Below are 21,409 nucleotides of genomic sequence, written 5' to 3'. Positions count from 1 at the left end.
CCATAACGTTATTCGGATTACTAGCGTACTTTCAAAGAAAATAGAAGGATGGCATAACGTTATTTCTACTTTTATATAGAATAAGAGCCTTTAGAAGGACATTAACGCTATGCCATAATAGGTCATGAGCCTAAATAAATTTATCCACCATCTTCAAATCATGCTTCAACTGAGCGAAGGGGATAGTGGCTAGAGGTACCTCTATGGGTGAACAACGGCTCGTCACCCCCTACTTAGCGCAAAACCCCGCCATCCGTTTCCGAAGAAACAGAACAGCAGGGTTCACTGCGAAGTCCCGCAGGACTGTGTTCGGCTTATAAACGCCGTATCCCATCACGGGATACCGTCAATTTCTCGTATCCATCTTCGGTGATCAGATACGTATCTTCTACACCGACGACACCTCGCCCAAGGAAGGTGAACTTGGGCTCGATCGCGATGACCATGCCGGGCGCCAGCGGGTATTTGAAGCCCTTGGCGAGAACGGGCAACTCGTCGATTTCGAGCCCGATGCCGTGACCGAGGAATTTTACTTGGTCAGCGCCGTACCCCATGAAGTGGGCGCTCAGCCCTGCTTCCTGGACTTGATCCAGCGCGAGCAGATACAGATGCTCGGCGATGGTGCCCGGCTGCAGCCTGGCTTCCGTGGCGCGGAGGACCTCCTCCGCCACGTCATAGGCTCGCTGCAGCTCAGGGTCTAGATCTCCGATCACAAGCGTACGCGTCTGATCGATTAAGTACCCGTCGATGGTGCAGCCGATATCGACGAGGATCGGTTCGCCGCGCTGAATCAGCGCGCGGCCCGAGCTCTGCGGGCTGGACGGGTGGAGCCCCGTGCCCCCGGCCGGCCCGTCAAAATAGGTGGGCACCGCTGCCGAAGCGCCTGTAGCGACCATTCCGGTGATTAACTCGGAATTGTACGCGCGCATGCGCATCAGCCCTTGGTGCCCGCGCAGCCTGAGCTGATGCTCGATGAGCGCCATCAGCTCAAATTCCGCCATCCCCTCACGAATGTGGGGGATGACCGCCTCCAGCGCGCCGTCCGCGACGCGCGCTGCCTCCCGAATCGCCGTGACTTCGTCCGGCGATTTGATCATGCGCTGCTCTCGCACGAGCAGCGAGCCGTCCTCCCAGACCGCGCCGGGCAGCGCGGTCTGTAAGCGCATGTACAGCTGGACGGGTAATACGTCCAGCTCTGTCGCCACACGCAGCGGATCTCCCGCCGCTGCGTCACCGCCAATGCGAGCGCGAAGCCGCTCGCCGAGCGTCTTCCAAGAGCCGAGCGCTTCGACGGCCGCTGCCGCTTCCTCCTCCGCTCGGACCAAACTTCGACGGACGAGATAGATCGCTTCGCCCTCCGTCGGAATGAACAAATATCCTGTCTGCATCGAGCCGCAGTAGTAATATATATCAACATTGTGCGTGACCAGGAAGCCTGACCACCCTCGCTTACGCATCTCATTTTGCAGCCACTGCTGCCTTTGCTCAAAAATTGTCATAGAAATCGACTCCTATACGCCGTAGATTCACACCTCACCTCCATTATACATCCAAATAACCTTTATCGCTCTACCGGTACTCTAACTGTACTCTACCGGTACTCTAACTGTACTCTACCACCACTCTTCCACTAGCTACATCTACCAACTCCAACGAAAATAACTGGATTTCCTGTATCTAATTTGTTCACTTTTGAGCTCATTTGCAGAATAAATGGATTTCCTCCAGCTATTTTCATCGAACTTTGCGTAATTGAGTGTTTACGAGGAAATTACCTGTACATTTTCCATCTATACTTCAATACTTGTCTTTTTCACTCGAATTAGCTGTATGTTTTCCAGTTAAACGGCGCTGGCTAAGCCGATCTCACTCTTACTCTTACTCTTACTCTTACTCTTACTCTTACTCTCTCTCTCTATCTCTCGTTTTCGTTTTCGTTCTCGTTCACCCMCTGCGACATGGGGGCGTGGGGTATAATTGAGAGGGGCGAGTGTGATTCCGAGTGCGAATGAGGATGGAGATGAAGTTGTAGTTGTAGTTGGAGTTGGAGTTGGAGTAGCAGTTGCAGTTGCAGTTGCAGTTGCAGTTGCAGTTGCAGTTGCAGTTGAAGTTGATGTTGAAGTTGAACTTGAACTTGTAGTTGAACTTTGAACTTGAACTTAAAGCCCTAGCTCAATACACCATCTCCGCCGAAGACTTAATCGTCCACGTAATCGGCTGCAAAATCGCATACGTCCGCGGAAAAGCCAACCGAATAAACATAATGACACCTGGTCGTTCCAGCGTAACCGTGTAATCCTGTGCATCATCGCGATACGTATAGGGAAATATTTCCCCCTCATTAACAACCTTAAATAAGTCAACCACCACGGAGCTCTGCAAAAACGTATCCGGCAAGGGCTCATTATCCGCATTTAATCGTAAATTAGCCTGCAAGTACGCCATTGCAGCCTCTATTGCTCTCGTCTCATCAATCGCATGAATTCCTTGTGCAAGCTTCGCTGCATCACTTTGCTGAGCAGCCGCATGCACAGCATTATTCAGCCCATGTTTTCCCTGAAACACGGTATGCATGGCCAACTCTTCATCCGTTTGTAGCCCATAGAGCGACATAAACACTACGCTCATTAGCACCATTAATAGCAGCTTATACACGCCATTCCCTCAACTCTCACGGCACATATTCACTCATTTTCATACCCGTCGCACCCATTCGATCGGAAGCCATCGGCACCGAAATGCCGACCAGCTGATCAATGACAAAAAGCCGCTGATACGGATACGTAATCGTTAACCGCAAGCCCGTTCCTCGCCAGACTGGTGCACTTGCATCCATGCCACCAACACCTGAGTTGGTAGCCACCATATAAGCAAGCTCATCAACCAAGAAACCTCTTTCCGCCATACGCTCCTTGGATTCGGCTATCATCGCTGCATTGATATACCCATGGCTGCCATTCGCTCCGACCTCGAGCAAATAATCGACTTCCTTTTGCAGCACCGCCTGCCGAACGATAATGATATGCTTGTACACTGGCGCGAACATGAACCAACAGAGCAGAGACGCAAAAAGAATAAACACCAAAATCTGTTTCATGGATTAATCCGTTCAATGGATCCACTAATTCTAGCCCCGCTGTCGCTAACCTGCTTGCGAGTTCCCGTACTTCCCCCAACAACATCCATATAGATGCCGATAACAACAATCATCAGCAGCACTGTTACAAGAATAGACCTCATAAATAACCTGCCATCTCTATGGTGTAAGTGCTGTAATATTCGTATTCGCTGTCGTCCCATGGGTCCCGATATTTCGTCTCATTCCTGTTGATCCATCATTAATAATCGTTGTAAACAATAAAGCCACCACAATCAACATCATCACCGTTACCAAAATATTTCTCATCTTCTCGCTCTCCCATCGCATGTTAGTTAATTGCATCAAATAATCGTTGCCCTTCGGCGATCCAAGGGTACATAAACACCCGAAAAGTATTCAGAATCGGCAGACCTGCAAGGACAAACAGCACATACGATACCGTTTCCTTCTTGCTGTCGCGAATCAACTCCATCTTCTCTTTGTAATCCTGAATGCGCTGCTTTAGCAGCTCATAATAGCCCCCATGTTCATTCAACCTGAGCGCATTCAGCGTTTCGCCAAAGCTATGAGCTTCTTCCGTTCCTAGTCTCTTTTTAAAATGGGAAATCGCTTCTTCAGCCCCTTGATACCATTCATTGAGCAGCAGCTGAACATGAGCTCGAGTCGATGTCGTCTGACCGACACATAAAGACAATTTGTCATGCAAATTCAATTTCGAATCATTATAGTACAAGAGCTGTCGACTGATCGCATAAATATCCCGCACGATGCGCTGAGATCGCTTTTCTTTGAGCTGTGCAAGCACTTTGCCATCCCATATAAGAAAAATCGATACGACTGCCGCTCCAACTAACACATACGCAGGCTGCATATGCACAGTGATCCAAGGTCGATCGAAAGCCGCATATCCCATACAGCCTGCCAACATTGTTCCTGCTAAAAGAAATCTTCTCGCACCCTCATACAGGTTCGCATTCAGCCAAATTCCGCATCCCAACAACAATTGGCGCTTCGCCTCCACCGCTTTCGTGCTCATCCCAAGCATTTTATATAACCAGTGAGGTATTTGAAACTCTCTTAGCGCACTTTTTACTCGTAATAATCGCCATCTTCTCTTGCGTGCTGGTATGTACCTTAATCCCTGATAAATCATGATCATTAAAAGTATAAATAAGAGCAAACGCGAAGCGTACTGCAGCATTAACAGTTGGGTATTGACCAAAACCAAAGCATTCACCTCCTCACATTCTTCGCATAGACAAATAGATTCCCATCAGAAATGATACAAAAATTAGTAATAGTGCATCCAAAATCATATTTCTACCAGCAGGATCGATCACATAATATAAATAGGCGTTATCCGCATTTACTTTAAAGTTAATCCACATGAATAAGACCATAAACCCGATTGGTGTAAAATTGGCAATGCGAATTTCCAATAGTCGATTTCTTTCCATCTGATCAAAACGCTGTGCTTTCCGCATGTCGGTGATCAGTTCCTTCAAGCTATCTCCGACAAAGCTCCCCTCTTTCAAGGCCACTCGCATGATTCCTGTAAAATAGTCCGCCCAGATGTGCCCCAACGTCAGATTGAAAATGCGCAAGCTTTCCTCGGTATCCCTTTGCGTCATTAGATGTCGATATAATTGCTCGAAAACAGGCTTAATCGGGTACAAAATACGATTTTCCTCTATACAATACTTCAGCGCAATTTTCATATTTTGATTAGGGTCCATCATGTAAGACTGGAAAAACACCTCAACAGCCGGAAGAAACTCTAGTCTCGTTCGCAAACGAACACTTACCAACTTCACCCGCAGCAGCAAATACGGCAGCGAAGCGCCAATCATCGTCATAATAAGTGCGCCTTTGAAGGTTTGAAAAAAAACGCCACCAACCAACAAGCCGAATAACAATCCAATTAAACTTATCGTCAGCATGGCTTGCATGCTTAGTCTAGATTCGACGGATTCCAGCAACTCCTTCATATGCTTGTATAGCCAGCTATATGTCTCCAAATAAGTAGATATTCTCGCGCTAACTGTGGCATTTCTTACATAGTGCAGCCTGAACCTAGCCTTGCGTTGTCTAATAACCAACTCTAACAGAGCACGAAAACCGACATAAATGAGCACAAATAACAACAAGAGAAAGACATATTTGGCGAAAATCACGGTTCAAAACCGCCTTCTTTCCCTTCATTTTCGATAAATCCGTGCTCCCGGAGCAGCGAATACTGTCTACGATCTACCTTCCTTATTTTTCGCGATGCATGAAGCGACAATTTCCCGGGAAATGTCCATTTGCCTGTCGAGTTGTCATAAAGTGCTAAATCCGTGACGAATACGCATTCATTTTCATAGCGATATTCGACGATTCGCACAATCTTTCTCTTCCCGTGAACAACCTGCATTTCAATGCCGATATGAGTCACAAATTCCGTAATCCTTTTCGTCAAACGCTTCGAATCCATCCCTCTGCCATCCAGCATACACATGTCAGTAATCGCATCCGGTACATCTTCCAGTTCACTCACATGGACTGTCGTCAAACTGCCCTCATGGCCACGCGTACAAGCACGAACATATAAATTAGCATCTTCATCCCTAATTTCTGCGTGACAGATGCGCTTTGGAGACTGCCGCAATGCCAGTTTAAAGGCCTGTAAACCCGAATGCCTCGGATCTTCCTCGTCAATTTCGTATTCGACGATATTTTTATGAGGAAAATCTCGCTTTAAATTCAACTCGAATCGGGATTCTATCGTGATAATTCGTTCGGTATCGTCCATTTCGGCAATGAGCGCCTTAATTAAATTGGTTTTTCCTGAATTTGTCGGTCCAATGACGACCAAATTGAAATACGTGTGGATGAAACAACGAAGTAACACTTCCATGCGGGAATCCATCGTGGCCAAATCTGGGGAAGCAAGCGAAGCTAGGTCAAATCTTTTTACCGTATAAAAGCGTATCGTTAAGGTAGGTTCCGCTGTAAATCCAAAACCAGTCATGGTCACACGCGACCCATCCTGCAGAACAACCTCCGCCCAACGCTTTCTAGGATTGAGGGTATCGTGGTTAAATAACACTAAATTTTGTTGAATTCGCTCTAATTCTCGGATGGATGGAAGCTCGTAAGATGATGGCGTCGCCATTCCTCCACGCACTTCAAAAATCTGCCTCCCCACAACCTGAATCTCTTCCAATCCTTCCTTCTGTTTGAGAACGAGTTCAAGGACATTTAAGCCAATAATTTCGGCAAAAATCGCTTCAGGAAGCGTCGTATACCCACTTGTCCGAGGCGGGATGTCCGAAAGTCTCCTTTTCGACACGAGATCATGAATAATGGCCAGCAGCTTGCCACGATCCTCTTCATAGCCTAGAATCGCGCGATTTAGCGTCTCGTTATACAGTTGCTTTTCAGTCTCTGATCTACCTTTCAGGGCAACCAGCTCACTGCGAATCTCTTGCACCCATTGCTGGAAAAAGGCTTCCTCACCTGCGCTCGCTTGATCCTGAACGCTGCCATTTCCACGTACTCCGTTAGTCTGTTCGACCACTCTATCGCCCAAATCATTAGCGTCAGCTGTGTGTATTGTCGGGTAGCGACCCAATCCCAACACAGCCTCTTCCGTCCTACGTTCATGCATGTAGGTAATCATCGAAAACCTTTTTCCACTCACTCCCTTACCCTCCTGATCATGATTTAGCTGACCGCGCGTTTGCCGGCAATGAGCTTTTGGAACCATGTTTCCTCACGCACACTCGTCTTCTGAGACAGCTTGTAAAAATCAGCAAATTTCCGCGCTACTGCCTTCACCTCATGATGCATGGGATGGGCCGGGCTCAACAGTTCCATCAGTTTACCTTGGTTGCAACGCGCAAGCGCATCCCCGTGTCGACTGACATGTCCAATTAAATGAAGCTGCGTTTCTTTCCGAATATCTTTGAGCGTGAACTCGCTTTGCTTCGCATGCCGATCCGTTTGTACGGCCATAAGCTCAAAAGCATCTGGCTGCAAGCCGAATACAGATCCAACCTGCCTAATCCACCTCGAGAAATCCTCCTGAAAATGTGAAATATCCCCTGTCGTGACGACAATTTTGCTATCAGCTTCCAGCAGCCCGCTTACGGTCGCTGCATTATCCCAATACGCGCTAACTTCGATGATACAGATGTCAAAAGCGCCTCGCGCCACACGCAGCAAATGAATTATTTCTGATGGCGTAAAGAATTCCGCCTGTTCACGCAGCATATTGCCATAAAGAACATGTAGGCCATGTGCCTCTTTCGGCTTATCACAAACGTGGAGCAACCTTTCTGGCGTTAAGCTTTGAGCCTTCAGTTCCGCCCTCAATCCATCTAACGTAAAAAGGTGCTCTTCACGCCCCAAATACCGATGGAGCTTTGAACTTTTGAGATTCAAACACAAATATCCTACCTTCTTTGAAGTCTCCATCGCGAGTGTACAAGCCACCCCAAACGACGCCAACGTCGTTCCAATGTTCGGTGTAGAGCCAACGAACGTTATTAATTTACCAGAAAGCGCCTGATTCAATTGCCCCCCGTTTGACCCATCTACCCAGGCGCGGATTTCATCCGCAATCACAGCCGTACTGCGCCCTGGAAGGATATAATCCAACTTCATCAGCTTGCACATTTTCACATACTTCTCGTTGATTGAGGCATCGTGATAATTTGAAAGCATCACAATGATTTTCGTTGTTGACTCTTGCCCTAGCATGGCTTCAAGGAACTCCTCCAGCTCCCCGTACGAGAGCTCCCGATCCGAAAGGATGACATGGGAGTACGACTGTTCCAATGATTTAGACTGTAAATCATTCGCCTCCGTAAATATTCGCCACCCGAACGGTTTGGCATACACCACATTCGTTAGCTCATCTATTAATCGCTGATCTTTCGACACCAGCCCGATTTGCACTTGGTTTCACCTCTCTTTTTGCCAAACTTCATGTTACTCTTGGACTTGAATTGACGTGGAACTAAAAGCAATGACCAGCTTAGCCTTCTTCCCTGAGCATAATTGATCAATCTGGAGCCATTCATTTTCCGTCAAATTCAAATTGATCTGATCTATAGCACCATTAGCTTCCAGTCTGGAGGTATACATCTTCTGCTCATCTCCCTGGGCCTTGGATAGCAAATTGGAGTTCTTCGGATTGTCTACCTCGACATTGGCGGATGACTTCACAGAAGCCACCGTAATTTCCTTGTCACCAAACAACCTGCGTGAACTGCCATCGCTCCCCGACACGTACATACGAACACGATCTCCCGCACGAATACCATTCGAAACCGTAAGCAGATACTCTTTGGGAATTTGAAAAGTGGCCTGTTGCTCATTAGGAAGGAGATGATAACGATTCAACTTCCACTTCAGAATGGGCTCCTGTGTGCCTAAAGGAATCATGGATTCCTGCCCAACAACATCCGTAAGCTTAGTCATCATACTCGATGTGTAACTGCCTTTCTGAATCGCCTTGAACTCGACCATATCTTCATGAATGAACTGACCCGCTCGAATAAAGTCCTTCGGCACTACAACCTGAACCGTCTGCTGCAGCTCGACCTGATTCACTTGCAACACATATACCCCGTATACGAGCAATCCAGCCAGCAATGCTGCAACCACACTAATCAGCAGGCTTCTCCTGCGATTCAATCGATCACCTCCTTCCTCCCAGCTATAAACACAACGAAAAAACGCAAACCCCGGAGAATTCATCTCCGACATTTGCGTTCTTCGCAAATCAAACTATATGATCATCAGTTCGAAACAATACACTAAAAGTATCACATAAACTTCCAAATTTCAACATCTATTTACATTAAATTTAGGGGTAACAAATGAAAGCGCTCTGCTATTTGTTATACCCGAGCGCGCGCATGATGAATGCCGTCGTTTGCCCGATCAGCGTCTCCATGTCTGGACGTTCCTCTGTAAACATCGGTTCGAAGAACTCTCGTTGCTTGTAAAAAAACATAGCTCCCAACACAAACATGAGCGTACTATCCAGCCCTTCAAACTCATAGATTCCATCTTGTCTACCCTTGTCCAATAAATCACGAACCTTTTTCCACAGCGGGAAAACAAGCTCCMTCATTTTATCCACTCGCGGTGTAATCGTGATAATCTCCATTTGAATCAAGCTAATCAGCTGCGGATCTTCGTTTCGGATTTTGACAACTTCTCTAATCACCTGTTGGATGCCAGCAAGTGGATCTTCCACTTCATAAAACTCCGTTAATTTAATAATAGGAAAAAACTGCTTAAATATTTCATGGAAAACGCTCTCTTTTCCACCAAAATAATAAGAAACCAGAGCCACATTGGCCCCGGCCTCCTCACATATTTGACGTACGCTAGTCGCATCATATCCATGCTGTGCAAACAGCTTTTTCGCGGCCAATAGAATTTTCATTTTCATATCTGACTCTTGATGAACCATGCCTAGCGCCCTCCTAATTCTACGTTAAGCGTTTGATGGAACACGACCTACCGCTGGAGCTGTCTTTACTTTTTTCGCAAATACAACCACCATATCAATAACAAGCGCCACCGCGGCAATCACAAATAAAAAGCCAACTTCGCTGCCAACACCAGGTCCACCGAACAAAATATTCATCAACCCGTTCACTGCATACGTTGCCGGGAAGAAATTACTGATCGAATGATAGAAATCTGACAGAAGCTCTCTCGGCACAATCGCACCGGATGAGACCAACTGCAGGGATAACATTGCAATGTTAAATAGCATACCTGCGTTCCCAAACAAAGTCAAAAACATTTGAGCAACTAGAGCAAACGTCAATAAGAACAACGATTCAAAGCCCCAAAGAGCAACAAATCCTTTATCTACATGCCCTCCCAACGAAACAACCATGATGGCACTGATGAGTCCAACGACAATCGCAGCAACCACCGTAATCCCGATACGTGCAGCCATTTTTTGCGTTTTAGATAGAGAAGCACCTAGGAGATTTGTCGTTACACTGAAGTTCATCCMCATAATCATCGTACCCACGATGGAAGCTAGCACAAGCATCATAGGCAGCATTTGATTTGGCATATCCTTTACTTTATTGGTGCTTTGGATATCTGAACTCACTTTACTCGCTAACCCTTGTGCAATCTGAGTCGCTTGCTCAGCCGGTAGCTGTGGGTTCATCTGTGTCAAGACAGCCGATGCCCCAGCCGCTACTGCTTCTTTATTTACCGTTGCCGTAATGTTCCCCGCCACAGCTTGCATGACTGACTTCGTCATCGACGGATTCGACTCATTAACCGTATAGGTGATTGGGGCAGTCTGTCCTGGCGTTTGTAATTTTTTCGAAAAATCCGGCGAAATGTGCATAACCATTTGCACTTCACGCAGGTTTAGCTTGCTCTGAGCTTCTTCATTTGACGCGATAACCTCCGTTTGGAAAGGGAGATTGCTTTGCAGGCTTTGAACAATTTTGCCACCCATGGCTTGATCTTCATTCACGATCGCAATCTTCAAATTCTTCGTATTATCCGAAACTCCCGAATACCCAGTCATCCATATGATGCTAAACAGCAACTGAAACGTAATCGCTGTAATAATCCCTACCTTGGTTGTTGCAGGCTTCAAAAAAGCCGCTATTGACGATCCCATTTCTACCACTCCTCTTATTAAACAATCATTTAAAACGAATGTTTAAATGATACGGGAGGAAGGATTTTTTGTCAACTGATTAATAAGAAAAAAGCCATGGCTATTTTCCATGACTTCTCCTATACAAATGACTTGAAGGAGGAGCTTTCGTACAAAACGACAGAGTCAACAAGCGGGTTTGGATCTATCTGACTAACCTGTGGTCAGTCATTATTACAACAGCCTTCTTCTCCATTCAAGTGCCCGGACCGCTCGATTTTCGTTTTCAAATATTTCTCGTTATACTCGGAGACATCTCCCCAAAGCTGCACCCGATCCTCTACATCCAGCCCCGCTTTACTAAGCGCATCTAATTTTTTTGGATTATTTGTGATCAGTGTGACCGGCTTCGTTCGAAGTGCTTTTAACACCTTTATAGCGTCGCTATAATCACGTGAATCATCCACAAAACCAAGCTGAAGATTGGCATCCACGGTATCATATCCGTTTTCTTGTAAAATATAGGCAAGCGCTTTGCTGAAGAGCCCAATACCTCGTCCTTCATGATTAGCCAGATAAAATAACGCGCCGCTTCCATGATCGGCAATATGTTTCAACGACTGATGAAGCTGATATCCACAGTCACATCGCTTACTGCCAAAAATATCTCCGGTATGACAGATGGAGTGAAACCGAATCAAGGCATGATCTGTATGTTGAAAATCTCCATGAACAAGTACACTCGATTGTTGATATTCCGCTAAATTAGCAGCAGATAATTTGGCGACAATACGCTCAAAGTCTTCCGTCACTTCATTGCAATTGAGCCAGCAGTACCAATTAAACTGGATGGTCTCCCCAAATAAGTTAACCGGCAGCTTAATGGGTCCGACAAGATATACCGCCCCTTCGCCCTTTTTGATCAGTTTTATTTTCTCTTGTAAAAGTGAAATCACTTTAGGATCAAATCTTTGAGCCACTGGCATGGATATTTCTCCTTTTCAATTTGCAATTGGGATTTCCGACACATGATCATCTATCTTTCTTAATTCCCTAACACAACCATCAAATAAATAATGAGCACGATTGCCATACAGCCAGCGAATTTGTAATTTGGCACGGCCACCTCAAACACCGGCTTCTTAAACAAACCCGCCAGTAAATTGTTCACGGCCGAGGCTGGTGATATGGGATTGGATAAGCTCCAGCTTCCCAACAGCAGCACTCCGAAATACAATGGACTTATCTGCACGCTCGCCGGATCGATGCCGCCTGCAAGAATGGTTACCGGCACAATCGGGTGAAGACCAATTAACGATGATCCCGCTATAAGAACCACCGTGAATAGCGAGAATGTAATGGTTACCGACAGTGGTATTTGCTCGAGCATTGCCGGAATTGAGGAGCCGAAACTGGTTGCGCCAATTGAACCGCTAAAAAATCCGGCAGCCAAAAATAGCGTGATTTCCTTCTGCAAGGCGGGTAGCGTAACGGTAACATGATTCTTCAACCCTTGCCTGTACACGGCCATCGCTCCCTTAGCCATGCACCAAATCAGCGGAAATAATACCGCTGCCATACAAATTAACAACACCATTGGCAACTGGACAAACCGTTCCAATATCAAAATGGCGATAATTGTGGATATTAAATATATGCCAAGCCCTTTCGGAAACACCGCACTCCCCTGCTTCTCAGCCATTTCCTGTTGAGGTGGCTCCGTTTCAGCCGCCCGCAGCTCTCTGAAATCGACCGCCAAACTTACGACAAGACTTAGGACAGCTAATCCGAGCATATAAGGAAGAACGGAAGACCAAGACAGATGAAGAGCCGATGTCACGAGCGTCATCGCAGCAAAATACGGCGACCATAGTATCGCCCCCGCGAATCCCCTGTTTAATGCATTGGCAAGCAGCCGAGACATACCGGGTTGCGGCTTTACAAACACCATTTGATATACGACAGGAATCGAACCGACGTTGATAAACACACCCATAATTTGTGTAAGAAATTGCGTTCCTATGAATAAAGCTGCTTTGCTGCGAAAGTTTTCTTCGTAGAAACGCTTCAGAGCTTCGACGTATTCGGGAATCCGGACTGGAATCCCGAACAACGGCGCGAATAGAAAAAGCGTTACGATCGTCACGTTAATTCCCGCTGACTCAAACCAAACCGAAGCCTCCACTTTTTGAAACAACATGAGGACAGTTCCGACAACCATAAAGGATACTGTAAGCCAGAAAGTTACCCCCTTCAGATTCGGCAACAATAGTGCGATTGCCAAAAAGACAAGGCATCCCAGAACAGGAGTTAGCATCTCCAACTGCGTCAGTTGCTGAACAATATAAACCGCGGCAATGGAGAAAATAATTATTCTCTCCATTGCCGCTTTACCTGCGGATTTCATCCGATCCGCCCTCTTTCATTTAGCTTCATTAGTTAAATTGCCAACAGCTTAAGCTTAGGTTGCCGTATTGGTAGCTGCGGTGAAGCAGCTTTGCCTGGCGATTGGAGTCCCCGGATCCCATTGCAAGCAACAGCGGAATAAAATGTTCGCTCGTTGGCACGGCTGCTTGGGCATTGGGAGCTAGCTCTTGATATTGAAATAACGCTTCTGTATCCCATGACTCAAGCTTATTCTGAAGCCATTTATCGAACTGCTCGGCCCAATCGTCGTTACCTTCAGACTGCCAATTCAATCTTCTTAAATTATGAACGGTTCCTCCGCTTCCGATGATGAGAACATCTTGTTCCCTAAGTTCCCCTAGCGCTTTGCCGATCTGATACTGTTGCTCGTTACTCAGATATCGATTCACGGATAATGCGACAACCGGGATATCCGCCTCCGGATACAGCAGCTTCAAAACCGCCCAAGCTCCATGATCAAGTCCCCTACTCTCATTCAGAACACTCTGAATGCCTTGCTTTTCAAATAGTGCTCGAACATGCTCGCTTAGCGAACGATCGCTCTTAGCCGGGTAGGTCATCGTATAAAGTTCATCTTGAAATCCGCCAAAATCATAAATGGTTTCATACGCCTCAGCAGCGCTGACCGTCTGTTTCGACTCTTCCCAGTGAGCGCTAAAGAGCACGATTGCTTTCGGTCTAGGTGTATGGTCCTTAAAGTTTTTAAGCATTTGTGTGTATGCGTTGTCCTCAAGTACGATCGACGGGGCGCCATGCGCGAAAAAATAGGAAGGCATCATATCGCTTCTCACTCCTTAATTATAGTCAAACCAGCATCCTGCTTAAGCCAATTCAGAAAATCAAATTGGTTCTCTTCCGAAACGCCGTGGTCGGTAGGATATAATTTAAATGTTAGGCGCGGCGCTTGATCCTTGAAATATGCCGCCGTCTCGTGACCGATCCGAACTGGGAATACGGAATCATACTCGCCATGTGAAATAAATACCGATACATCCTTCACACTTCGCAGCGGATACTCCGACTTCACAAAGTCAGGAACGTACCCGTTCAGGGAAACGATTCCCTTCAGCTCAACTCCCATCGTAAGTGCTAATGTCATCGACAGAATTGCACCTTGGCTAAACCCCAGCAAATACCGTTTGCCTGTATCGATTGGATATTTTTCCGTCGCATAATAAATGAAAGCTTCGAGTTGTTTTGCCGCTTCATCAAACATCTCACGGATGGGATTGCCTAAGCTTTTCAAATCATAATACTGATAACCCGAGCCAAGGAGTAGATTGCCGCGGATGCCGATTATGATGAAATCATCTGCCAACGGAGCGACCAAACCGAACATATTTCTTTCATTAGAGCCCTTGCCGTGCAAGGTAAAGATGACTGGATATTTCTTGTCCGGGTCCATATTGGCTGGTAAATGAATGTCATAGTGATAAGTGGGATTCATAAAAATCCTCCTTCGTTGTAAGTTATGCTCAGCGTTTGTTCATAATAAGACGGTCGACTGAGAGCGTCGATTGCTCACCAACAACCAGATACAACAAAACCAACATAAATCCAAGATCCAATTCATAACCAGCCATTTGCCCATCTCCCAGAAGTCCTACCGAAAGCTTCGTTGTTACAATTGCACCCATTAACATAATTACAAGCAAGCCAGATACATAACGAGTAAACAATCCCACAATCAGCATAATACCGCCGACAAGTTCAAGTATTGCTACGAAATAAGCTACAAATCCTGGTATACCGATTGAGCTAAACCACGCCTCAACATTGCTGAGTCCCATTTGAAGCTTATCGATTCCATGCATCATAAATATGATTCCTATCACCACACGCATAATGATTGAAATAACTGCTGTTTTCGTCATTCGTAATCTCTCCTCTATAAAATATATTAGTAATAAAGAAATAAAGTTTATATAACTAATTTAATGCAAAATACATTGACTTGTCAATATGAAAATTGCTAATATAAAATTATAATTCTTATTACTAATATTTAAGGGGGGTGCATGAGGATGGATATCGGCTCAACTATTCGAGCGATTCGGAAGAGAAAAAATATCACCATCGCTCAAATTTGCGAAGAGACCGGCTTGTCCCAAGGCTTCATGAGTCAGGTTGAAACTAATAAAACTTCCCCTTCTATAGCAACGTTGGAACATATAGCGCAGGCTTTGAATGTGCCATTAGCTTATTTGCTCCTAAAGAAAGAAGATCGCATGAATATTGTTCGAAAGAATGAACGAAGAACCACAACAAGCGGCTCCGAATTTCTGAAGGTAGAGCACCTGAGCTCTACGAAGAACGTTAGAATGATGCTTGTAGAGCTCCCACCCGGAGCCTCTACAGGAGATACACCTCATGCACATGAAGGTGAAGAGGTCCATTTAGTTATTAAAGGCAGCATTTACGCAGAGCAAGGAGAGGATGGGGCTGAATTCGGAGAGGGCGATTCGTTCAGTTGGAACGCATGCACACCCCATGTGGTAAGAAATATAGGGGAAGAGACGGCAATCGTACTTATATCGATCTATACAGAAAGTGACAGCGGACGAGACCTTATATAAAAGTGTAAACTAAAAAAACGCCATCGTTTGAGCACAAGCGGCCAAATTGAGGGCGTTTTTTATAGTAGTTACTAATGCAGGGTATACATAATGATTTCAACGCTGGGCCTTGGCATGAACGAATAATAACAAATTATTTTTATTGGCGTTTCGTTTCTATGATTTAGATGACTTCTTTTCTCTTATACAAATGTACGTATAAAATAAGTCCCGTTATTGCACATAATGCTGCACATAATCCAATAAAGCCGTAGCCAGCTTGAAGTCCTCGAAGCAAGCTTATGGGCGAATCCTCCCCCACCATGTGTTTGACGAGCCCTGTGATTCTCCCAATGAGATAATTGCCTATTACGCTGCCTATTCCCATCAACGTTACCGTGAATGTGATAACCGTATCACTACCCTTCGGATATCTCTTGGCGATAAAAGCCATCACTGTTGGATAAATCATCGCAATGCCTATACCAGAAGCAGCAAACATGAACGCGACACTTTCCCCACCTATTATGGCAACTAGGGTACATAATGCCGAAAACCCTGAAGAAATTATGAGGGATAATACAAACCCTATCCGGTCTGTTAGTGGTCCAATAAATAGCCGGGCCAGTGAGAAGCATAAGAAAAAGATAGACAACATGCCAGAAGCATTAACGGTATCCCAGTCATAAGCTTTTTCTAGAAAGTTAACGAGCCAGCCGCCTACAGCCAATTCTGATACAACTCCAAACGTAAGGACCAGTACCATTAACCATAATACCCGGTCTTTCAACAAGGCTTTTAATGAAATACGGTCTTCATGCGAGACATCATCTACTGGGAATGTACTGAACAACGCAATCATAATCGGGATCACAGACAATAGCAGCATCACCAGGTACATCCCGCGCCAATCCAGCGTGTGGCCAGTAATCGTCACCTTCATAAGGCCAGTTGCGATAAGTGGAGCGACCGTTGAACTTAAGCCGTAAAAGCCATGCGTCATATTCATCATCATGCCCGTGTTTTTCACGAAAATCCGAGCGCTTAGAATAGCCAGGCCAATCTCCAACATCCCATTGCCGATATACATTAGGAAATACGATGCTGAGAACAACGTGTAAAAATGAGAGAAATAGATTAGGATGCCGGATACGGCCATAGAGGCGAACGCGGCAACGGTGACCCATTTGATCCCCCATATTTTGGTCAAATATGCTGTAAAGGAACAGGCTATTAAATAACCTAGGGCATTCAAAGATAATAAAGTGCCGAGCTGGGACTCATTCAACATAAAATCGAATTGAATACGTGGTATAGCCGGACCTTTTATATTTTCCGAGAACCCGAAGATGACAAATCCAATAAAAATGGTTGCCAGCTGCATGGCGTAAACTTTATTGAACATGCCTAAACTTTTCTTCATTCTTTGTTTACTCCTAACTTGTTATCTTTTCTGGCATAATACCATTTGTTGAAAGCCATTAAAGAAAGTTATATGAGTAATTTGGTCATTACAAAATCAATTTGTTCTTCATCACCCATATAGAAAGAGTGAGATCCTGTTTGCACAAATCCCATTTTCTTATAGAAAGCAATAGCATTCTCATTCTCTTCCCATACCCCTAGCCAAACTTTCTTCTTATCACGTTCCATTGCAGTATCTATCGCTTTGTTTAGCAAATATTTGCCAAGTCCATGCCCTTGAAACTTGCTTTTTATATAGATCCGCTCAATCTCAAGTGAGTCGTCACCCATCTCTTCAGATTGAGCATCATTGGTGTTGACCTTTAAATACCCTGCAACTTCATCATTCAAATAAACAAAAAAGAATTCCGAAAAGGGATCAGATAATTCTTTTTCTAGCTGTTTTAAGTTATATGCCCTTTCTAGATAAGCTTTCAAACTTTCAGGTGAATTTTGATCCTTAAATGTCTCGGTAAATGTTTCAACACTAATTTCTTGAAGTTTGCATAAGTCGTCAAAGATACACTTTTGTAGATGTATTGTCATTCCACTTTGTCGCTCCTTTTTTAAAATCAATAATTCCTCTTGTTTCCCTTTTTTACGAATTCCCAGTCTTTAACAACATTTTTTCTTATTCTCTGAAGAAGAAAAAAAATAGTTTCTACTTCTCTTTCTGATAACCCGTTTAGTGCAACGCTATTAGAATAGTCATGTTCACTTTTTATAAAAGGATACACATTTTCGCCTTTCTCTGTTGGAAAGAGCTTTTTAATTTTTTTGTTCAGTATGTCATCTCTCTTTTCAATAAACCCATTCATTTCGAGTTTTTGAATGGCACGAGCTGCTGTTGTTCGATCTACCTTTACCATTTCAGCTAACTTTTCTTGAATGATTCCTGGGCTTTCACATATCCGTACAAGATACAAAAACTGACCTTTTGTAAGGTCATACTCTTTAAATTCGATATTACTAATTGAATCTAATGCCCTAGCGATCATTCCAATCTCACGAAGGATTTCTTTCATAATTAAGCTCCTTAAACCATTTATTATGTTGCAAATTCAACATAATCAGTAGAACTATACTACCCCAATTATGTTGCATTTGCAACATAATAACATTCATTAGATCCAAGATATAACAGAAAATATGCAAAAAAGCCCCTATAAAGGGGCGTGGTCAAAAAAAAGGAAAAAACATGTAATCAATGCAGAGCGCACTCGCGATGAAAGAAACTAAAATCTAATGTCCTCCATGCTCCCTCTGAATTTACTCATATTTATACATTTCAACGTTCAGCGCCGATGGTTTATTTTTTATGGAGATCCTACTCGCTTCATCGCCGTTAAGTATACTACTTGTCATCCATACATCCTTATCGAAGGTCCCTTCTTCTATTCTGATATAATCGACCTTAGCGTTCTCACCACGTTTAGGAAGCCACTCTGCCGTGAACCTTATTCCTGCCAAAATAAACTCATCTTCGGATACTTCAATGACAAGTCCACCGGAGATCGGTTTACCTTCTTCTTCTCTTTGGTAACTAATTTTTATTTAATCACCCGAACAGGACCGATAAGTCCGCTTGGTTCCTGCTGCGCATAAGCCGACAAGAAATCAGGGCACTCTTTCACCATCGTATTCGTAACTTCTACGACTAACTTATTTTTACCCTTGTGTATAAGGCCATCGATTGCTAAAGAGTATGGAGGACAAATACGAACACCCGCTTCTTGACCGTTGATCCATACTTGTGCGGTTTCATAGACCTCACCTAACTCTAAATGAAGACCTTGATTCGCCGTATCATGCCACTCAAATTCTGTTTCATAACGGAAGGTTCCCGAAAATCTCGGCAAGCAATCTGCTCCGCTCATATTGGTTAAAGCCACTGTTTCTCCCCATTCCTCAAAATGAGGATATTGTTCCGCCGTAGCAATGAACACCGTCCATTCGCTGTTTATCTCAACTTCCGAACCACCTGCATATTGCGGTGATCGATCATATCCTTCAAGGTCAGTACCATGGATAAGTACGATGGATTCATACGGATGAAGAACAATGTCCACTGTTGCGTTCGCACCGTTCTCCTGCTCTTCATTGATCCTTGTCAGTCGATTGATAAAGGCATCATAAGCATATACATCACCTTTGAGAGGCAAGACAATCTTTCTGCGAATGGTTTGATGCGGATGTTCGTTAAAGAACATAAACACGTCCAAACCATCATGTGCGTATTGGTAATTCCGAAGATAGGGTTCATAAGCGTCAGTCTGAATCTCATAATGTCCATCCACGATAAGCTGTTGTGCCAAATCGTCTAGTGCAACAACTCTTACATGTTGGTGACCAGCAAGCCCAGCTAGTTCAACGGAAACCTCACTGCCTTCACTCGATCGTATCGGCAGCCCACCGACAAAACGTATAGCTAAACCTAGTTCGGCAAACTCAGCCAACCGGCGAATCGCCGCTGCTGGGAGCGCTTCTGCATATGGCACGATAAGGCATGCAAAATCCTCGTTATGAACATGCAGCTTGCTGTCCTTCACGCTTGCTGCTTCCAGAAGTATATCGATAGGCAAGATATCGCAGTCGATCTGATGCTGCATCAATTGCTTCACTGGCTTCTGAAAAAGCATCGCTTCCCCCGACCATTCAGCTTCCGCATGATATACGACAGCCGCAGTGGCTACATGCCTTCCGCCTGAAATCAGGTGACTCATCCGATTCATGTAATGATTTAAATGTTTATAATAGCGGTACTGAGGATTTTTCCCGCCCGCATACATATGCGGTGGACAATCTGGATCCGGATCCTTTTGGGTAAAGGCATGCGGAACAAAATAATTGACGCCGCGGACCAGCATATGGTCTGTCAGCCATTTCATGAGCTTCAAGCCCTCCGCCCAGCCGTACGCCCCATACACTTCACACATCGTCCTGCCTTGCTTCTTCGGATCGAGGTGCCCAAGAGATACCCCAAGCTTGGCAAGCCCGTAGTGGAAAAATTCACTATCCGTATCCCCGCCCGGTTTGCTAAAAGATAGTTCATCAAAGCCGGGAACGATCTGCCAAAGCACCACATCGAGGCCAGACATATCTTGTCCCCACATGGAACGGAAAAAATGTCCAGCTCCTGAGCCAAGTCTGGCATGCACGTTGTTGTCTTCCAGAACATGTCCAATGTATTCGACTCCACGGGCTCTGCACCACTCTCCGATTTGGCTGCAAAAGTTGACCGCGTAGAGATTGCTAACTATATTCATATAGGTGTACCGCACAATTTGTGTCTGTTCTCCTGCGTCATGCCAGAGTAGATGAAGGTGTTTGCGGTAATCTGCGCCTAGCGCACGCTCAAACATTGCTGGCAATTCACTACTCCATGGAAGTGGCACGCCTTTTTTGCCTGGTCTTGAAGTGAAGTCGAAAGTTGTCTTGTCATTGTAAAATCCAGGTTCATCCGAGAAAAAACCAGCAAACGTTTTGCCGAAATCAGCCTTGTATCTTTCATACACAGCCTCATACACCGAATCGAGCAGAATACGAACGGAATCTCGATCCAGCGGGTTCAAATAATCTTCCTGTTGCAGACTGCCGCCATCCTTATTTTCTGTGATAATAAATACGCGCCAATACCCTTCAGGGATATCCCAGTACAGAATACCGTCTTGCACAAGATCCGTGATATCTATACTATCGCTGAGTAAATCTCCACTTGTTGGATGACGGCGGACCGCGATAACAAAGATTAGTTTATTTTTTCCAGTTGCCCGCTCCGGAAGTGAGATCGTTGGTCGAAGTCCACGCATCAACAAGGTATCCAGCAGCAACGATGTGCCTTTGGCAGGGCCGAGCGTATCGATGTAGCGTTCAGCCAAAAACTTGCGATGAAGATCTTCAGGAGCTTCCTTCACCTTGCCTGCCGCATGTCCTGTTGGAAAATGATCATCATCCAGCAACCAAACCTTCATGCCCCGATTTCGAGCCTCATCCATAATAATGTCCATATCCGCCCACCATTTTGGCCCGAGAAAATCCGGATGAGGACGAGCTTCAATGCATACCGCGCCGATGCCTGATTCATGAACACGGGCTATTTCTTCCCGGATCACCTGCTCTTCCTCCCCATGCTGCCAGAGAAAAGGAAGGATGTAATTACGTTCTTGACCTTCAAGCACTTCCCTAAGTCGATTGCTCATGCTAGCCTCCTGTTATTGAAATATCCGC

24 protein-coding genes are annotated in these 21,409 nt (G+C 45.1%); 2 read left to right on the top strand and 22 right to left on the bottom strand.

Annotation, left to right across the window (positions count from 1 at the left end; translation table 11 throughout):
• Window positions 1–314: 314 nt before the first annotated feature.
• Window positions 315–1,499 (bottom strand): M24 family metallopeptidase, encoded by a 1,185-nt coding sequence (locus AB4114_RS06245; RefSeq protein ID WP_441987651.1) that lies wholly within the window; start codon window positions 1,497–1,499, stop codon window positions 315–317.
• Between the two features lie 493 nt (window positions 1,500–1,992).
• Here AB4114_RS06245 and AB4114_RS06240 point away from each other — a divergent pair, with 493 nt between their 5' ends.
• Window positions 1,993–2,151, top strand: a complete 159-nt coding sequence (locus AB4114_RS06240; RefSeq protein WP_441987650.1) for a hypothetical protein — start codon at window positions 1,993–1,995, stop codon at window positions 2,149–2,151.
• Between the two features lie 21 nt (window positions 2,152–2,172).
• Here AB4114_RS06240 and AB4114_RS06235 read toward each other — a convergent pair whose 3' ends face one another.
• From AB4114_RS06235 to AB4114_RS06160, 16 genes are all read right to left on the bottom strand, one after another.
• Complete coding sequence (locus AB4114_RS06235; protein WP_441987649.1) at window positions 2,173–2,655, bottom strand: hypothetical protein; 483 nt, start codon at window positions 2,653–2,655, stop codon at window positions 2,173–2,175.
• A gap of 16 nt (window positions 2,656–2,671) precedes the next feature.
• Window positions 2,672–3,097 (bottom strand): hypothetical protein, encoded by a 426-nt coding sequence (locus tag AB4114_RS06230; protein ID WP_441987648.1) that lies wholly within the window; start codon window positions 3,095–3,097, stop codon window positions 2,672–2,674.
• Window positions 3,094–3,240, bottom strand: coding sequence for a hypothetical protein (locus AB4114_RS06225; RefSeq protein ID WP_171628622.1), 147 nt, complete (start codon window positions 3,238–3,240; stop codon window positions 3,094–3,096). Before AB4114_RS06225 ends, AB4114_RS06230 begins: the two co-directional genes overlap by 4 nt.
• A 16-nt stretch (window positions 3,241–3,256) precedes the next feature.
• A complete protein-coding gene (locus tag AB4114_RS06220; protein ID WP_171628621.1) occupies window positions 3,257–3,406 on the bottom strand; it encodes a hypothetical protein in 150 nt (49 codons plus the stop codon).
• 22 nt (window positions 3,407–3,428) lie between these two features.
• Entirely contained in the window at window positions 3,429–4,328 is a 900-nt protein-coding gene (locus AB4114_RS06215) for a hypothetical protein (RefSeq protein ID WP_441987647.1), read from the bottom strand.
• Window positions 4,329–4,341: 13 nt separating this feature from the next.
• Window positions 4,342–5,274 (bottom strand): hypothetical protein, encoded by a 933-nt coding sequence (locus AB4114_RS06210; RefSeq protein WP_441987646.1) that lies wholly within the window; start codon window positions 5,272–5,274, stop codon window positions 4,342–4,344.
• Window positions 5,271–6,782, bottom strand: coding sequence for an ATPase, T2SS/T4P/T4SS family (locus AB4114_RS06205; protein ID WP_441987645.1), 1,512 nt, complete (start codon window positions 6,780–6,782; stop codon window positions 5,271–5,273). Before AB4114_RS06205 ends, AB4114_RS06210 begins: the two co-directional genes overlap by 4 nt.
• A gap of 23 nt (window positions 6,783–6,805) precedes the next feature.
• Window positions 6,806–8,041 carry an AAA family ATPase gene (locus AB4114_RS06200; RefSeq protein ID WP_441987644.1) on the bottom strand — a complete coding sequence of 412 codons (1,236 nt, stop codon included), beginning with the start codon at window positions 8,039–8,041 and terminating at the stop codon, window positions 6,806–6,808.
• Between the two features lie 33 nt (window positions 8,042–8,074).
• On the bottom strand, window positions 8,075–8,782 hold the full coding sequence (locus AB4114_RS06195; protein ID WP_441987643.1) for a flagellar biosynthesis protein FlgA: 708 nt from the start codon (window positions 8,780–8,782) through the stop codon (window positions 8,075–8,077).
• A 199-nt stretch (window positions 8,783–8,981) separates the two neighbouring features.
• A complete protein-coding gene (locus AB4114_RS06190) occupies window positions 8,982–9,569 on the bottom strand; it encodes a TetR family transcriptional regulator (protein WP_441987642.1) in 588 nt (195 codons plus the stop codon).
• 24 nt (window positions 9,570–9,593) lie between these two features.
• Window positions 9,594–10,757, bottom strand: coding sequence for a YhgE/Pip domain-containing protein (locus AB4114_RS06185; RefSeq protein ID WP_441987641.1), 1,164 nt, complete (start codon window positions 10,755–10,757; stop codon window positions 9,594–9,596).
• 203 nt (window positions 10,758–10,960) lie between these two features.
• Window positions 10,961–11,722 (bottom strand): GTP cyclohydrolase II, encoded by a 762-nt coding sequence (locus AB4114_RS06180; protein ID WP_441987640.1) that lies wholly within the window; start codon window positions 11,720–11,722, stop codon window positions 10,961–10,963.
• A 59-nt stretch (window positions 11,723–11,781) separates the two neighbouring features.
• Entirely contained in the window at window positions 11,782–13,143 is a 1,362-nt protein-coding gene (locus AB4114_RS06175; RefSeq protein WP_441987639.1) for a hypothetical protein, read from the bottom strand.
• A 28-nt stretch (window positions 13,144–13,171) separates the two neighbouring features.
• Window positions 13,172–13,942 (bottom strand): DODA-type extradiol aromatic ring-opening family dioxygenase, encoded by a 771-nt coding sequence (locus tag AB4114_RS06170; RefSeq protein ID WP_441987638.1) that lies wholly within the window; start codon window positions 13,940–13,942, stop codon window positions 13,172–13,174.
• A gap of 8 nt (window positions 13,943–13,950) precedes the next feature.
• On the bottom strand, window positions 13,951–14,610 hold the full coding sequence (locus tag AB4114_RS06165; RefSeq protein WP_441987637.1) for an alpha/beta hydrolase: 660 nt from the start codon (window positions 14,608–14,610) through the stop codon (window positions 13,951–13,953).
• 28 nt (window positions 14,611–14,638) lie between these two features.
• Window positions 14,639–15,037, bottom strand: a complete 399-nt coding sequence (locus AB4114_RS06160; protein ID WP_441987636.1) for a DoxX family protein — start codon at window positions 15,035–15,037, stop codon at window positions 14,639–14,641.
• A 150-nt stretch (window positions 15,038–15,187) separates the two neighbouring features.
• On the opposite strand from AB4114_RS06160, the gene AB4114_RS06155 reads away from it, so the two are divergent.
• On the top strand, window positions 15,188–15,739 hold the full coding sequence (locus tag AB4114_RS06155; protein ID WP_441987635.1) for a helix-turn-helix domain-containing protein: 552 nt from the start codon (window positions 15,188–15,190) through the stop codon (window positions 15,737–15,739).
• A 163-nt stretch (window positions 15,740–15,902) separates the two neighbouring features.
• Here AB4114_RS06155 and AB4114_RS06150 read toward each other — a convergent pair whose 3' ends face one another.
• The 5 genes from AB4114_RS06150 to AB4114_RS06130 all read right to left on the bottom strand — a co-directional run bounded on the left by AB4114_RS06150 (window position 15,903) and on the right by AB4114_RS06130 (window position 21,381).
• Window positions 15,903–17,141 carry an MFS transporter gene (locus AB4114_RS06150; RefSeq protein WP_441987634.1) on the bottom strand — a complete coding sequence of 413 codons (1,239 nt, stop codon included), beginning with the start codon at window positions 17,139–17,141 and terminating at the stop codon, window positions 15,903–15,905.
• A 68-nt stretch (window positions 17,142–17,209) separates the two neighbouring features.
• Window positions 17,210–17,728 carry a GNAT family N-acetyltransferase gene (locus tag AB4114_RS06145; RefSeq protein WP_441987633.1) on the bottom strand — a complete coding sequence of 173 codons (519 nt, stop codon included), beginning with the start codon at window positions 17,726–17,728 and terminating at the stop codon, window positions 17,210–17,212.
• 26 nt (window positions 17,729–17,754) lie between these two features.
• Window positions 17,755–18,207 (bottom strand): MarR family winged helix-turn-helix transcriptional regulator, encoded by a 453-nt coding sequence (locus AB4114_RS06140; protein ID WP_441987632.1) that lies wholly within the window; start codon window positions 18,205–18,207, stop codon window positions 17,755–17,757.
• Between the two features lie 244 nt (window positions 18,208–18,451).
• Window positions 18,452–18,730 carry a DUF5597 domain-containing protein gene (locus AB4114_RS06135; protein ID WP_441987839.1) on the bottom strand — a complete coding sequence of 93 codons (279 nt, stop codon included), beginning with the start codon at window positions 18,728–18,730 and terminating at the stop codon, window positions 18,452–18,454.
• 2 nt (window positions 18,731–18,732) lie between these two features.
• Window positions 18,733–21,381, bottom strand: coding sequence for a glycosylhydrolase-like jelly roll fold domain-containing protein (locus tag AB4114_RS06130; protein WP_441987631.1), 2,649 nt, complete (start codon window positions 21,379–21,381; stop codon window positions 18,733–18,735).
• Window positions 21,382–21,409 lie beyond the last annotated feature (28 nt).

It is taken from the genome of Paenibacillus sp. 2RAB27 (assembly GCF_052115445.1).
Taxonomy (GTDB): Bacteria; Bacillota; Bacilli; order Paenibacillales; family NBRC-103111; genus Paenibacillus_E.
Note: the sequence above shows the minus strand (reverse complement) of the source record. Positions and strands in the feature narration are given on the sequence as shown.